The following is a 13,468-nucleotide window of genomic DNA, read 5'->3' on the forward strand; positions in this document are numbered from 1 at the left end:
CCTCAAAGCACACTCCACGAAACCCCGACATACACCCCCAAACCCTCACCCGGTGTGGACCGTGCCGCGTCCAGCCCTTTGTCGTCGTAGCCCGGCGTGACGGTGGCGGCGTAGTGTTTGTTGGTCAGGTTGCGCAGGTCCAGCCAGGTTTGCCAGTCGCCTTTGGGCGCGTTATAGCCCAGTGTCGCGCCGAATAGCGCGTAAGGATCGGCCTCGTAGCTGTTGGCGTAATCCACCGCGACTTTGGACACCAGTTGCGTATTGAACGCGGCGAAGACGCCCATGGGCCAGTCGTAGCGCAGTTCGCCCTGGTAGTAGTGCATCGGCAGGCCGGGCAGGCGGTTATCGCCGAAACGGTCGTCGTCGCGGTAGTGGAAGTCACTGAAGGTGTAGCTCTGGCGCAGGCTCAACTGGCCGCCATCGCCCGCTGACCACAGGTTGCTGCGCAGGCTCGCTTCCACGCCCTGGTGCACGGTGGGGCTGGCGTTGAGTTCGTAGGGCGTGATGGCGTTGGCGTCGGGCAGCACCGAGAGCAATTCATGGCGAACCTGCGCGTAGTACCAGGCCAGGCTCCATTGCCCCATCGCGCTGTCGCCGCGACCACCGATTTCCAGAGTGGTCGCGGTCTGGTTTTGCAGTTTGATCGGATCACGCTGGGCGCCAGTCGCAGGACCGCTGCCGGCCGGGAATCGAATGTTGGAGCTGTAGATCAGCGACCAGGGATGTGGCGCTTCGACCGAGCGGCTGAGATTTCCGAACACCTGCACGTCCGGCGTCACTTGGTAGCGCAGGCCCAGGCGGGGCGCGTAGTCCCAGTCGCCGAGGCTGGTCTTGCCACCACCTTGCGGGTAGGTGACGGCGCTTTCACGTCGGGTGTAGATGGCGGCGAGGCCGGTGGTCAGCCACAGGTCGTCAGCGATCTCCAGGTCGTTGCCCACATGCAGGACGCTGTCCGAACCCTGATAAGTGAAATTACGAATGTGCGTGCCCGGCGCGTAGCCGGCGGTGTTGCCAGTGGGGATGCGCACCAACTCGCTGGCGCCGTCGTTGGGCAGGTGTTTGGTCGTGCGCAGGCCCAGCGTGCTATGGCTTTCCAGGCCCCAAAGCGTGTCGCGACGTTTGTAGTCGAACGTGCCGCTGACATCCGTGTACGCCACCTTCAAACGGTTCGGGCCTTCGCGCAGATCCATCGGATAGTCGTGATAGGCAAGACCGGTCTCGATGCTCGAATCGTCGTCGATGTAGTAGGTGGTCTTGTTGCCGATGAAGGTGCTGCCCGGCTGCTCGCGACGGTCATCCCGCGCCACGTAGGCGGGGTTGGCCGCCCGTGGATCGTGCTCAATGGAGTGTTTGGTCACGCGGCCGGCGAGGTCGTTGTCGGTCTGGCGATAGCGCAGATAGAAGCGGGTTTCCAGGTTGGGATTGAAGCGATAACCGAAGTTGGCGATCACGCCCTGGCTCTCGCTGGCGGTGTGATCCTGATAGCCATCGGAGCGCGCGTCCGTCATCGACACGTAGTAATCGAAGTCCCCCAGCACTTGCCCGGAACTGACTTGGCGTTGCTGATAACCGTGGCTGCCCGTGCCATAGCGCACCTGCAACAGCGGGGCGTTGTAACCGGTGTGGCTGACGTAATCGATGGCGCCGCCCAAGGCCAGCGAGCCCCTGTCAAAACCGTTGGCGCCGCGCAGCACTTCCACATGGTCGAGCCACAGCGGTTCCAGCAACTCATAAGGCGTGCCGCCCGGACCGGTCAGCGGCAGGCCGTCGAGCATCGTGTACAGCCCTGAGGCATGAGCCCCCGGCGCCCGGTTGATGCCCGATCCGCGAATCGAAATCTTCACCCCTTCGTTGCCCGAAGACTGGGCATACACCCCCGGTTGATAAGCCAGCACATCCTGATTGCTCGCCACGCGGCCCTGCAACGGGCGACGCATATCGACCACATTGGTGCCGCCAGGCACTTGGGCGAGCCGGGCCTTGGCGTCCTCGACGGAGGCGTCTTCGCCACTGCGCTCCTGCGCCTGAATCAACACCTGCCCCAATTCCAGGCCTTGTGTCTCGGCCATGGCCGGACAGGCAAGGGCCAGCCCCAGCAAGGCAGTGGGCAGGGATTTGGGCGACGGCATCGGGAAAACTCCAACAGGCGGGAACGGGGAAGTGAAGACTGGACGTATGAAAGGACGAGTGGAACACATGGCGATTTTGATTTTTTTGCGCGGGGAGAGCGGCACCGCAGCGTGGACGTCCCGTGGGTAAAGCGTTCAAGCCTGATGATCCACTACCGGTCGCTCGTTGCCAGTTGCGAAGGGCGGGCTATTGGCGGAGAGGTTTTCAGTGACCTGATAGTGGGCCATCAGATCGACCAGTCAGACAGTAAATATTTCAAAATGTGAAAATTTTGTCGAGGACTGGGTTGTTATTGAGTTAGATTATCAATAGCGTTCTCAAAAAATGACTGCCTTCTCGATTATTCAGCCGTAGGAATATCTCCTTGAAACATCGTCTCCCCGCTAGCCTGTTGCTTGCCGGTGCTTGCAGCGCCATGCCCCTGGTCCACGCCGCTGATGATCTGGTTTTGCCGGCAACCCAGATCGAAGCAAGCGGCGGGCGCGCTGACGTTCAAAGCGAGGGTTACCAAGGCAGCCCGGTCTCCAGCACAACCCGTCTGGGGCTGACGGACAAGGAAACCCCGCAGGCGGTCACCACCATTACCCGGCAAGCACTCGACGACTTCAAGATCACGGGCATCAAGGAGGCGCTGCGCTCAGCACCTTCGGTGACCGTGGAGCAAACCGAGACCGACCGCACCGAATTCACCTCGCGCGGTTTCGATATCAACACCTTTGAATACGACGGCGTGGGCATGCCGTTCGTGGGCACCGTGCTAGTGGGTGACCAGGATCTGGCCGAGTTCGAACAGATTGACATCTTGCACGGCGCCAACGGTTTGATGAGCGGCGCCGGCAATCCGTCGGCCACGGTCAACTTCGTGCGCAAGCGGCCGACCGAGACCTTCCAGGCGCAAATCGACACCAGCGTCAGCTCCTGGGACGGTCGTCGTGTGGATGTGGATGTTGCCGGTCCGTTGACCTCCACCGGGAATGTGCGGGGCCGTTTCATCTATTCCCACGACAAGGGCAATTCGTGGATGGATCGCTACAGCCACGAGCGCAACGTCGCCGCTGGCCTGTTGGCGTTCGATGTGTCCGATGCCGACACCGTGACCGTGGGTTTCTCTCAGCACGACAGCAATTCCAACGGCAGTACCTGGGGTAACTTGCCGCTGGTAGATAACGACGGCAACGCCATCCATTACGGCAGCCGCAGCTCCAGCATCGGCCAGCCATGGACCTATTGGAACCTGCGCACCCAGCGCACTTTCGCTGAACTCAAGCATGATTTCGGCAACGGCTGGAACGCTACCGTCACGGCCACCGGCATTAGCGAAAAACAGGACACCAACATGCTGTATGTCGCCGGGGTCAGCGGTGATGACGCCTCGGTGTTCGCCGCCAACACCACCAGCGAAGCTCATCAATTGCTGGGAGAAGCCAAAGTCTCCGGCCCGTTCAGCCTGTTCGGCCGCGATCATGAACTGACCTTCGGCGCCGCCTATGGCCGCACCCACCAGAAGGCCCGGGAATACGACGCAGCTGAAACAGGCTACTACGACGCATCGTTCTCGGAGGTGCTGGCGGGGAACCTGGCTCGTCCGTCCTTCCTGTTCACCAGCGACAGCAACACCCAGAACTTCAGCGATACCCAGAAGAGCCTGTACGCCGGCGCCCGTTTCAGTCTGGCCGATGACCTGCACTGGATCGCCGGCGCGCGGATGATCAGCCTGGACGGTTCCGGCGACAGCTACGGTTCCGACTACTACACTCGCGCCCACGGCAAAGTGACGCCCTACACAGGTCTGGTCTACGACCTGGATAAGCAGTGGAGCGTGTATGGCAGCTGGACGAAAATCTACAGCGCGCAGTACAACCTGGGCACCGACGGCAAATTGCTCGCGCCACTTGAAGGCAAGAGCATGGAAGTCGGTGTGAAGGGCAGCCTGCTGGATAATCGCCTCAACCTCACGGCTGCCGCCTTCAAGACCGAACAGCAAAACGTCGCCGAATCTGCCGGCTTTGTCGATGGCCGGTTTGTCTATGACCCCATGGACTACAAGAGCCACGGCGTAGAACTGCAAGCCTCCGGCGAAGCACTGCCTGGTCTTGACCTGCTCGGCGGCTACACCTACGTACGCATCGACAACGACGACGGCGACAAGGCGCGCAAATATGTGCCGGCCCACAGCGTGCGCGGCATGCTCACCTATCGTTTGCCAAGCTTGCCTCAAGCCAAAGTTGGTACGCGGGTCAGTTGGCAGAGCGCGGTGGAAAACGATACGAACGGCGCGATCCGGCAAAATGCCTACGCCTTGCTCGACTTCATGACCAGCTATGACATCGACAGCAACTGGAGCACGTCGCTGAATCTGAACAACGTCACCGACCGCAAATACCTGCTATCGCTTTACAACAGCGCCACTACCGCCAGCTACGGTGCGCCACGCAACCTGGTGGCTTCGGTGACCTGGAAATACTGATAGCGCCTGAGGGCTCGGTGATCGAGCCCTCGCACAACACTTTCGGCGAGCGTGGATCTTTATGGAAAACAACCCCACATGACTGCCCACACCTTGCGTATCTGGTTCCTGGTCCACAAATGGACGAGCCTGATCGCTACGGTCTTCTTGTTGTTGCTGTGCCTGACGGGGTTGCCACTGATCTTTCATGAAGAGATCGAGCACTACTTCGAACCGCACCCGGAGCTGCGTCCGCTGACTGCCGACGCGCCGCGAATCGACTACGACAAGGTCATGGCCGGTGCATTGATGGCGCGACCGGGTGAGGTCGTGCGTTTTGTCGGTTTCGACCCGGAGGGCCCGCTAGGCGCGGTGTACACGGCAACGAGCCTGATGCCGCCACCGGATGAAGGCCATACTCAGCCGTTCGATACACGCACCGGCGATTTATTCCCGTCGGAGCCGCCGGACAATGGGTTCATGAACCTGATGTTGCGATTGCATACCGATTTGTTCATGGGGCTGCCCGGCTATCTATTCCTCGGTTTTATGGGCTTGTTGCTGGTCGCCTCGCTGGTGTCCGGGGTGGTGGTGTACACGCCATTCATGCGCAAACTCGACTTCGCCACCGTACGGAGCGGACGTAGCTTACGTTTGAAATGGCTGGACCTGCATAACGTGCTCGGCATCGTCACACTGGCCTGGGTGTTGGTGGTGGGCGTCACGGGCGTGATCAACACCCTTGCGCTGCCCATTTTTGGCCTGTGGCAGAGCGACCAGTTGGCAGAAATGACGTCGCCCTACAAGGATGCGCCGCCGCTGGAGCAACTCGGGTCGCTGCAAAAAGCACTGGAAACCGCCCGCAAGGCGGCGCCCGACATGGAACCGAGTTTCATCGCTTTTCCCGGTACTCAGTTCAGCAGCCAGCATCATTACGCGGTATTCATGCGCGGAACCACGCCGCTCACCGCACGACTGCTCAAGCCAGCCCTGGTGGACGCGAGTACCGGCGAACTGACTGATATGCGCGAAATGCCGCTGTACGTGAAAACCTTGCTGGTCTCGCAACCGCTGCATTTTGGTGACTATGGCGGCTTGCCGCTGAAAATCATCTGGGCACTGCTCGATCTCATCAGCATCATCGTCTTGGGCAGCGGCCTCTACCTCTGGCTGCTGCGCCGCAAGATACCGCTGAAAAAACGCCTGGCCGAACTGAATACCAATGGCCTGGGCGCGGAGGGCGGGGCATGAGACGCGGACTCTGGATGATCTTCCGCTGGCCGCTGTTGTTGGCGGTTTTAAGCCTGTTTGGCTTGCTGTCGGCACTGATCGGCGATGGCGTCTATGACTGGCTGTCATGGCTTAGCCTGGGTGTGCCGTTGGGGCTGCTTGGGCTGGTTTGGCTACGGATGCGTCACGCCAGTCGGGTGCGTTCGTGATCACACGCCATCTGGCAAATGGAACTGATACGGCGATGGGTCGATAGGTCCTCAGTAACTCTTGTATTGACATATCGATAAATCTCGATATTCTCCGCGCATGGAATTACTTGAAATATTCAAAGCCCTCTCAAACCCGACACGCCTTGAGATCTTGAAAGGCTTGAAGGACCCCGCAAAGAACTTCCCTGCGCAAGATGAAGGTGACGTTCTCACGGTGGGGGTCTGCGTCAGTAGTATTCAAGAAGGTATCGGGCTGTCGCAGTCAACGGTGTCTGGCTATCTTGCGACTCTGCAGCGAGTGGGCTTGGTCGAAGTCAGGCGCATCGGCCAGTGGACCTACTACAAGCGCAATGAAGCAACCATCAGTGCGCTCGCCGAGATCATAGGGAAAGATCTGTAATTTTTTTACTGCATGATATCGATATATCTCGATATCCCTTTTTGTCGATACGAGTATTTCTAATGAAAGCGATGATGCTTAAATCATTTGGCGGCCCGGAATCGTTCGAGCTCTGCGACGTGCCCAAGCCAGTACCCCATGCGGGACAAGTCCTGGTGCGGGTACACGCAACCTCCATCAACCCCTTGGATTATCAGGTTCGACGTGGCGATTATCCCGACCTGGTGCAACTGCCGGCCATCACCGGACACGACGTATCGGGTGTTGTCGAAGAAGTCGGCCCGGGTGTGACGACCTTCGTTCCGGGAGACGAAGTCTGGTACACCCCGCAAATATTTGACGGGCCAGGAAGTTATGCCGAGTACCACGTTGCGGCCCAAAGCATTATCGGGAAGAAGCCGCCGTCGCTGAGCCATCTTGAGGCGGCAAGTCTGACCCTGGTGGGCGGGACGGCCTGGGAAGCACTGGTCGTGCGTGCAGCGCTCAGAGTAGGGGAAAGCATCCTCATACACGGCGGCGCGGGGGGAGTGGGTCATGTGGCGATCCAGCTGGCAAAAGCCGTGGGTGCAAGGGTGTACACGACCGTGCGTGAGGTAAACGCCGAGTTCGCACGAAGTTTGGGGGCCGATGTGGTCATCGACTACGAAAAGGAGGATTACGTTGACGCCATCCTCCGGGAAACCGGTGGCCGCGGAGTCGATGTCGTGTTCGACACCATCGGCGGCAACACGCTGTCGCGCAGCCCGGATGTGCTCGCACAACTGGGCCGCGTGGTCACGATTGTGGACATTGCACAGCCGCAAAACGTCGTTCAAGCCTGGGGCAAGAACGCGAGTTATCACTTCGTTTTCACCCGACAGAACCGCGGCAAGCTTGATGAGCTGAGCGCATTGGTAGCGCGTGGTCAGCTGCGGCCACACGTTGGCGCTGTCTATTCGCTTGCCGACATGGCGCTCGCGCATGCCCGGCTGGAAAGTCCGAACAACGGCATTCAAGGAAAAATCGTAATTGCAGTCGAGCCATCGCTCATCTCGTAAGAGCGTACTTTTAACCGTTTAAGTCCTGTCAGAGGAACGCCATGATTTATGAGATTGCTTTGCTGCCCGTCCACAAAGAACGCATTGAAATGTTCCGACGTGCATTTGCCGAGGTCACGCCTTTGCTTACCCGCGCCAAGGGTTACGGCGGCCACTTGCTCGCGCAAGGGATTGAAACCCCCGGGCAATTCAACCTGATAGTGCGCTGGACTTCACTTGAGGATCACACGCCGGGCTTCGAACAAAGTGAAGATCACCGGATGTTCATGATGGGCCTGGAGGAATATTTTTCGGAAGAACCGAGTGTCTACCATATTGAAGGGGCCGCTTTTTCTGCTGGCGGACATGATGAATCGAACAGCACCGTTAGCCTGGGTAATGCGGGCGCCTCAAGAGGTTTGTGGTTTTAAAGCAATGGCCGTTGTCGGAAATATGCAGGCTGGTTGTGCGTTGATGTGTAGTGATGGATTCATTGCATCGCGAGGCAGAGCTAGCGATTTCGTAGACAGCAGCTTTAGAACCCTCCGAAACCGATAAACCAAGGAAAGATATCCCTGCCTCTATGCCCTTGATATTCGGATTTCCCTCTAAGTTTCTTTCGACAATAAAACAAACTGATCACTGCTGGTATCAGTAACAAGCTGAACAACCACTGGGACGCATTTGTTGATTTTAAGGTGGTCGCCGCGAGTAAATTAATTAGAGTTATTCCAATGATTAAGAGGTTGTATCTGGCATGTCTGCGTTTTATTGAAGCAAAGCTTTCCCAATCATAAATCAGCCAATCGTGGGAGAAATTGGCGCATTGAGGGCACTTATGGGTTGGCGCCAGGTTTTCTGCAATATAACCACAGATAGGGCATCGAGCTTTCAAGGCGTTGTCCTGACAATTTCTATGTAGGCTGATGTTCCGTTTAAGGAGCCGCAAAACGGTCTTCTGCCTCTGGTTTACCGGTTGTGACGCAAGATCGAAAAATTCAACGCCGCCGCGACACACAGCCACATCAGATACGGAAACAGGATAAGACCGGTGATGACGTCAAGACGCAATGCCATGACCACCATCGCCGCGACAACCAGCCAGAGCAGGGTAAGGATCAGCATCGCAGCGAAGAGTCGGTGTGCGCCGAAGAACACCGGTGTCCAAAGCGTATTCAAGGCGATCTGCGCGGCCCATAACGCGAGCACCATTTGGCTGCCGGGTATCAGGGTCAAGCGGTATCCGGCCCAGGCGAGCAGCAGGTAAATCGTGGTCCAGGCCACCGGGAACAGCCAATTGGGTGGCGTGAAACCGGGTTTGTTCAGGGCTTCGTACCACGGGCCCGGTTTAAACATCATCCCGGTACTCGCCGCAGCCGCACAGGCTAAAAGAAAAATCAAAAAGGTCATCATCTGTCCCTGGCCGAGTCCTGTTTTCCGAGGTAAGTGCCGCCAGTCTCAACCGGCGGCTTGCAACCCATCCGTCAAATCAGCGCCAAGGCCTGGGCCAAGTCCGCTCGCAGATCTTCCAGATCCTCAACCCCCACCGACAACCGCACCAGCCCATCGCCAATCCCCAGTTGCGCACGGATTTCAGCCGGAATGCTGGCGTGGGTCATGATCGCCGGGTGCTCGATCAAGCTCTCCACACCGCCCAAACTCTCAGCCAACGCAAAGATTTGCACGTTCTCCAGAAAGCGCTTGGCGCCGGCCAGGTCGGTGTTCAGGTCAACCGCGATCATCCCGCCGAAGCCGCGCATCTGCCGGCGTGCCAATTCGTGTTGCGGGTGAGAGGGCAGGCCGGGGTAGTACACGCGGGCCACTTGCGGCTGGCGCTCGAGCCATTGCGCCAGTTCCAGGGCATTGCTGCAGTGGCGCTCCATGCGCAGGGCCAGGGTTTTCACACCGCGCAGGGTGAGGAAGGCGTCGAACGGGCCGGAGATGGCGCCGACCGAGTTTTGCAGGAAGCCCAGGCGTTCGGCCAGTGCCGGGTTTTGCCCGACGATGGCGATGCCGCCGATCACGTCGGAGTGCCCGTTCAAGTACTTGGTGGTCGAGTGCACGACGATGTCGAAGCCTAGTTCCAGCGGACGCTGAATCCAGGGACTGGCGAAGGTGTTGTCGGCGACGCAGATGATGCCCCGGTCGCGGCACAGGTCGGCGATGGCGGTGAGGTCGGTGAGGCTCAGCAACGGGTTGCTTGGCGTCTCGACCCAGACCATCCGCGTGTCGTCTTGCAACGCGGCTTTGAATGCCGCGAGGTCAGTCAGGTCGGCGTAGCTGAAGCGATGCCCGGCGCTGCGTTGGCGCACTTTGTCGAACAAGCGGAAGGTGCCGCCGTACAAGTCGTTGCCGGAGACAATGTGCGAACCGGTGTCGAGCAGTTCGAGCACCGTGGAAATCGCCGCCAGCCCCGAGGCAAACGCGAAGGCCTGGGTGCCGCCCTCCAGGTCCGCGACGCAGCGTTCCAGAGCAAAACGCGTCGGATTGTGCGAGCGGCCGTAATCGAGGCCTTTGTGCACGCCGGGGCTTTGCTGCAAGTAGGTGGAGTTGGCGTAGATCGGCGGCATCAGTGCGCCAGTGGAAGGGTCCGGCGTTTGCCCGGCGTGGATCACGCGGGTGGCGAAGCCGTGGCGCGCGCCGCTGTCATCGTGCTGACTCATGTAAGGGATCTCCGTAAGTGGTTAAGCAGGTCGACGCGGGTAATCAGGCCATGGAAGCCCGAGGCGTCGGCAATGATGGCGACCAGTCCGCGGTCGAGTTCGGCTTGCAGTTCAGCCAGGCTGGCGCCGGGCGCCAGGGTTTGCAGTTTGTCGGTCATGGCGCTGGCCACCGTCAGGCGAAAATGCGAGGCGTCTTCCTGCATGCCGAGCAAGATATCCGACTCATCAATCACGCCCACCAGTGCCTGCCCGTCCACCAGCACCGGCAGTTGTGACACGTCCGCCAGGCGCATGCGCTGGAAGGCCGTGAGCAAGGTGTCGTCCGGGCCGACGCTGATCACCCGGCCATCCTCGAAACGCCGGGCGATCAGGTCGCGCAGGTCGCCGTAGCGTTTGTATTTCAGCAAGCCCTGATCGTTCATCCACTGGTCGTTATAGACCTTCGACAGGTAACGGGTGCCGGTGTCGCAGACGAACGTGACCACCCGTTTCGGCTCGGTTTGTTCGCGGCAATAACGCAGCGCCGCCGCGAGCAAGGTGCCGGTGGACGAGCCACCGAGAATGCCTTCGGCGCGCAGCAATTGGCGGGCATGGTCGAAGCTTTCTTCGTCGCTGATCGAGTAGGCGTGGCGCACGCTGGAGAGGTCGGCAATCGACGGAATAAAGTCTTCGCCGATGCCTTCCACCGCCCACGAGCCGGGTGTGCCGAGGGTGCCGCTGCGGCTGTATTCAGCCATCACCGAACCGACCGGATCGGCGAGGATCATTTCCAGGTCTGGCTGTACGCGTTTGAAGAAACGGGTCAGCCCGGTCAGGGTGCCGGCGGAACCGACGCCGACGACGATGGCATCCAGATCATGTTGCGTCTGGGCCCAGATCTCCGGCGCGGTGCTGCATTCGTGGGCCAGTGGGTTGGCCGGGTTGTTGAATTGATCGGCGAAGAACGCATCGGGAATTTCCTTGGCCAATCTCGCCGCGACGTCCTGGTAATACTCGGGATGGCCCTTGCCGACATCGGAGCGGGTGATGTGCACCTCGGCGCCCATGGCTTTGAGGTGCAGGACCTTCTCGGTGGACATCTTGTCCGGCACCACCAACACCACCCGATAACCCTTGGCGCGACCGACCAGCGCCAGGCCCAGGCCAGTATTGCCGGCGGTGGCTTCGACGATCGTACCGCCGGGCTTCAGGCGCCCATCGCGTTCGGCGGCGTCGATCATGGCCAGGCCGATGCGGTCCTTGATCGAGCCGCCGGGGTTCTGGGATTCGAGCTTGAGGAATAGCGTGCACGGGCCGGTATCGAAGCGGCTGACGCGGACCAGCGGCGTATTGCCGATCAGTTCGAGCACGGCGGGGCGGGAGTTGTTCGGCATGTGTTCACCTCCTGTGGGTATGCACTGGATGGTCGGCAACGGGCCACGATTTTTCGCACGCCAGTCGCCGGCAGAACCTCGTTTGGACCATAGGCCGGGTTCGCCCCATCCGCAACCATTCGTCGCCAGTCGGTCGTCTATCCGTCCCCGTTCAGCGGCGCGCCGACAACTGCTGCGGCGCTAAAAAAGCATCGTGGAAATAATTGCGGAACGCCTGCATCGCCGGGCTGAATTCCCGCTCGCGGTGCCACGCCAGGCCGACGCTCATCGGTGTCACTTTGTCGGTGATGGTCAGGGTTTCAATGCGCTTGCCTTCCAGCGACCAGGGGCGGTGCACCAGGTCCGAGAGAATCGCCACGCCGCTGCCATTGGCGACCATGCTGCGCACCGCTTCGACGGAACTGGTGCGCACCCGCACGTTGGGCTGTTGGTGCGCATGTTCCCAGTAACGCATGGCGCTTTGTTCGGCTTCGTCGACGGTCAGCAGGATGTAGGGTTCTTTCGCAACGTCGGCAAGGCTGACCGCTGAACGTTCGCACAGGGGATGGTGGCTGGGCAGCCACAACCGCCGTTCGGAGTTGAAGAGAATTTCCGAAACGATGTCCGGGTGCGTGAGGTTGGCGGTGAGCACCACGGCCATGTCAAAGCGACATTCCAGCAGGCCTTGTTCAATGGCTTGGCGCTCCTGTTCGTGGACTTCGATGGCCACGTCCGGATGCCAGTGTTCCAGCCGCTGCAAATGGTGTGGCAGGAAGTAACCGATCACCGTATAGCTCGCGGCCAAGCGCAATACGCCGCTGGCGCGGATGTCCGGCAATGGGCTGTTCAACGCGTCGTCGACGCTGCGCAAAATCACATAGGCCCGATTCAGAAAGTGCCGCCCGGCATCGGTCAGGCTCATGCCTTGGGCCGAGCGCTGGAACAACAGTGTGCCGAGGATGCTTTCCAGTTCCTTGATCGCCGTGGTCACCGCCGACTGGGAAATATTCAAATGAATCGCGGCTTGAGAGATTTGCCCGATCTCGGCGGTGGCGACGAAATAGCGGACTTGGCGCAGGGTCAGGGACATGAGCACTCCGGGTGACGAGGTATCTGTTTTTCAGAAGATAACCCATCTGATAATAGATCTTCCCAAGGGGGGTGGAGGGAATCTAACTTGGCCTGCATGAAGTCACAAGCGTCGGGAGCAAGCGTCATGCAAGCAGTAGATTTCAACTCGGACATGGGCGAAGGCTTCGGCCCCTGGACCATCGGCGATGGCGTCGACAATGAGCTGATGGGCTTCATCAGTTCGGCCAACATTGCCACCGGTTTTCATGCCGGCGACCCCAGCACCATGCGTCGCACCGTCGAGCAGGCCAAGCGTTTGGGCGTGGCCATCGGCGCGCATCCGGGGTTTCGCGACCTGGTCGGTTTCGGCCGTCGACACATCAATGCCCCGGCCCAGGAACTGGTCGACGACATGCTCTATCAGTTGGGCGCCCTGCGTGAACTCGCCCGGGTTCAAGGCGTGGCCCTGCAACACATCAAGCCCCACGGCGCGCTCTACATGCACTTGGCCCGAGACGAAGAGGCCGCCCGTTTGCTGGTGGAAAACCTGCAACGCCTGGAGCCTGAGTTGCTGCTGTATTGCATGCCCGATTCGGTGATCTGGCGGGTCGCCACAGAACTCGGTCAACCGGTGGTCCGCGAGTTCTACGCCGACCGCGAATACGACCTCAGCGGCTCCATCGTCTTCACCCGCAACGTGCGTGCCTACGACCCTGCCCACGTCGCTGCGCGAGTGTTGCGTGCCTGTCAGCAGGGCGTGGTGCGCACCGTCGAGGGCGAAGACTTGAAGATCGAATTCGACTCCATCTGTTTGCACAGCGACACACCGGGCGCCCTGGCGTTGGTCGAAGCCACACGCCAGGCACTCGATGGCGCGGAAATAGAGGTGCGTGCACCGCGCTGAGACTCCACGAAAACACCTGGCACACAGACGCCAGGGTTTTGCAC

At 59.9% G+C, this 13,468-nt stretch carries 12 protein-coding genes; 7 read left to right on the forward strand and 5 right to left on the reverse strand.

The window, feature by feature from the left end:
* Nucleotides 1-2: 2 nt before the first annotated feature.
* The gene (locus V5E99_RS22040; RefSeq protein WP_499804362.1) at nucleotides 3-2,129 is read right to left on the reverse strand and encodes a TonB-dependent receptor family protein; all 2,127 of its coding nucleotides are present in this window, start codon (nucleotides 2,127-2,129) and stop codon (nucleotides 3-5) included.
* 365 nt (nucleotides 2,130-2,494) lie between these two features.
* Between V5E99_RS22040 and V5E99_RS22045 the strand changes: the two genes are divergently transcribed.
* The 6 genes from V5E99_RS22045 (at nucleotide 2,495) to V5E99_RS22070 (ending at nucleotide 7,865) form a co-directional block, all read left to right on the forward strand.
* Nucleotides 2,495-4,597: a TonB-dependent siderophore receptor gene (locus V5E99_RS22045; RefSeq protein ID WP_499804363.1), complete on the forward strand. Its 2,103-nt coding sequence runs from the start codon at nucleotides 2,495-2,497 to the stop codon at nucleotides 4,595-4,597.
* 78 nt (nucleotides 4,598-4,675) lie between these two features.
* Nucleotides 4,676-5,827 carry a PepSY-associated TM helix domain-containing protein gene (locus V5E99_RS22050; protein ID WP_499804364.1) on the forward strand — a complete coding sequence of 384 codons (1,152 nt, stop codon included), beginning with the start codon at nucleotides 4,676-4,678 and terminating at the stop codon, nucleotides 5,825-5,827.
* Nucleotides 5,824-6,015: a hypothetical protein gene (locus V5E99_RS22055; protein ID WP_499804365.1), complete on the forward strand. Its 192-nt coding sequence runs from the start codon at nucleotides 5,824-5,826 to the stop codon at nucleotides 6,013-6,015. Before V5E99_RS22050 ends, V5E99_RS22055 begins: the two co-directional genes overlap by 4 nt.
* 100 nt (nucleotides 6,016-6,115) lie before the next feature.
* Entirely contained in the window at nucleotides 6,116-6,418 is a 303-nt protein-coding gene (locus V5E99_RS22060; RefSeq protein WP_133839813.1) for an ArsR family transcriptional regulator, read from the forward strand.
* A 62-nt stretch (nucleotides 6,419-6,480) separates the two neighbouring features.
* The gene (locus V5E99_RS22065; protein WP_499804366.1) at nucleotides 6,481-7,455 is read left to right on the forward strand and encodes a zinc-dependent alcohol dehydrogenase family protein; all 975 of its coding nucleotides are present in this window, start codon (nucleotides 6,481-6,483) and stop codon (nucleotides 7,453-7,455) included.
* 41 nt (nucleotides 7,456-7,496) lie between these two features.
* Complete coding sequence (locus tag V5E99_RS22070) at nucleotides 7,497-7,865, forward strand: antibiotic biosynthesis monooxygenase family protein (RefSeq protein WP_499804367.1); 369 nt, start codon at nucleotides 7,497-7,499, stop codon at nucleotides 7,863-7,865.
* 538 nt (nucleotides 7,866-8,403) lie between these two features.
* On the opposite strand, the gene tspO is transcribed toward V5E99_RS22070, so the two are convergent.
* From tspO to V5E99_RS22090, 4 genes are all read right to left on the reverse strand, one after another.
* Nucleotides 8,404-8,847: a tryptophan-rich sensory protein TspO gene (tspO, locus tag V5E99_RS22075; RefSeq protein WP_499804368.1), complete on the reverse strand. Its 444-nt coding sequence runs from the start codon at nucleotides 8,845-8,847 to the stop codon at nucleotides 8,404-8,406.
* Nucleotides 8,848-8,918: 71 nt separating this feature from the next.
* Nucleotides 8,919-10,097 carry a cystathionine gamma-synthase gene (locus V5E99_RS22080; RefSeq protein WP_499804369.1) on the reverse strand — a complete coding sequence of 393 codons (1,179 nt, stop codon included), beginning with the start codon at nucleotides 10,095-10,097 and terminating at the stop codon, nucleotides 8,919-8,921.
* The gene (locus V5E99_RS22085) at nucleotides 10,094-11,470 is read right to left on the reverse strand and encodes a pyridoxal-phosphate dependent enzyme (protein WP_499804370.1); all 1,377 of its coding nucleotides are present in this window, start codon (nucleotides 11,468-11,470) and stop codon (nucleotides 10,094-10,096) included. The genes V5E99_RS22080 and V5E99_RS22085 overlap by 4 nt, the downstream gene beginning before the upstream one ends.
* Before the next feature lie 151 nt (nucleotides 11,471-11,621).
* On the reverse strand, nucleotides 11,622-12,539 hold the full coding sequence (locus V5E99_RS22090; RefSeq protein ID WP_499804371.1) for a LysR family transcriptional regulator: 918 nt from the start codon (nucleotides 12,537-12,539) through the stop codon (nucleotides 11,622-11,624).
* Between the two features lie 126 nt (nucleotides 12,540-12,665).
* On the opposite strand from V5E99_RS22090, the gene V5E99_RS22095 reads away from it, so the two are divergent.
* Nucleotides 12,666-13,424: a 5-oxoprolinase subunit PxpA gene (locus V5E99_RS22095; RefSeq protein WP_499804372.1), complete on the forward strand. Its 759-nt coding sequence runs from the start codon at nucleotides 12,666-12,668 to the stop codon at nucleotides 13,422-13,424.
* The last annotated feature ends 44 nt before the right edge of the window (nucleotides 13,425-13,468 follow it).

The sequence above is a fragment of the Janthinobacterium sp. LPB2021202312-11-4 genome (assembly GCF_037049705.1).
In the GTDB taxonomy this organism is placed as follows: domain Bacteria; phylum Pseudomonadota; class Gammaproteobacteria; order Pseudomonadales; family Pseudomonadaceae; genus Aquipseudomonas.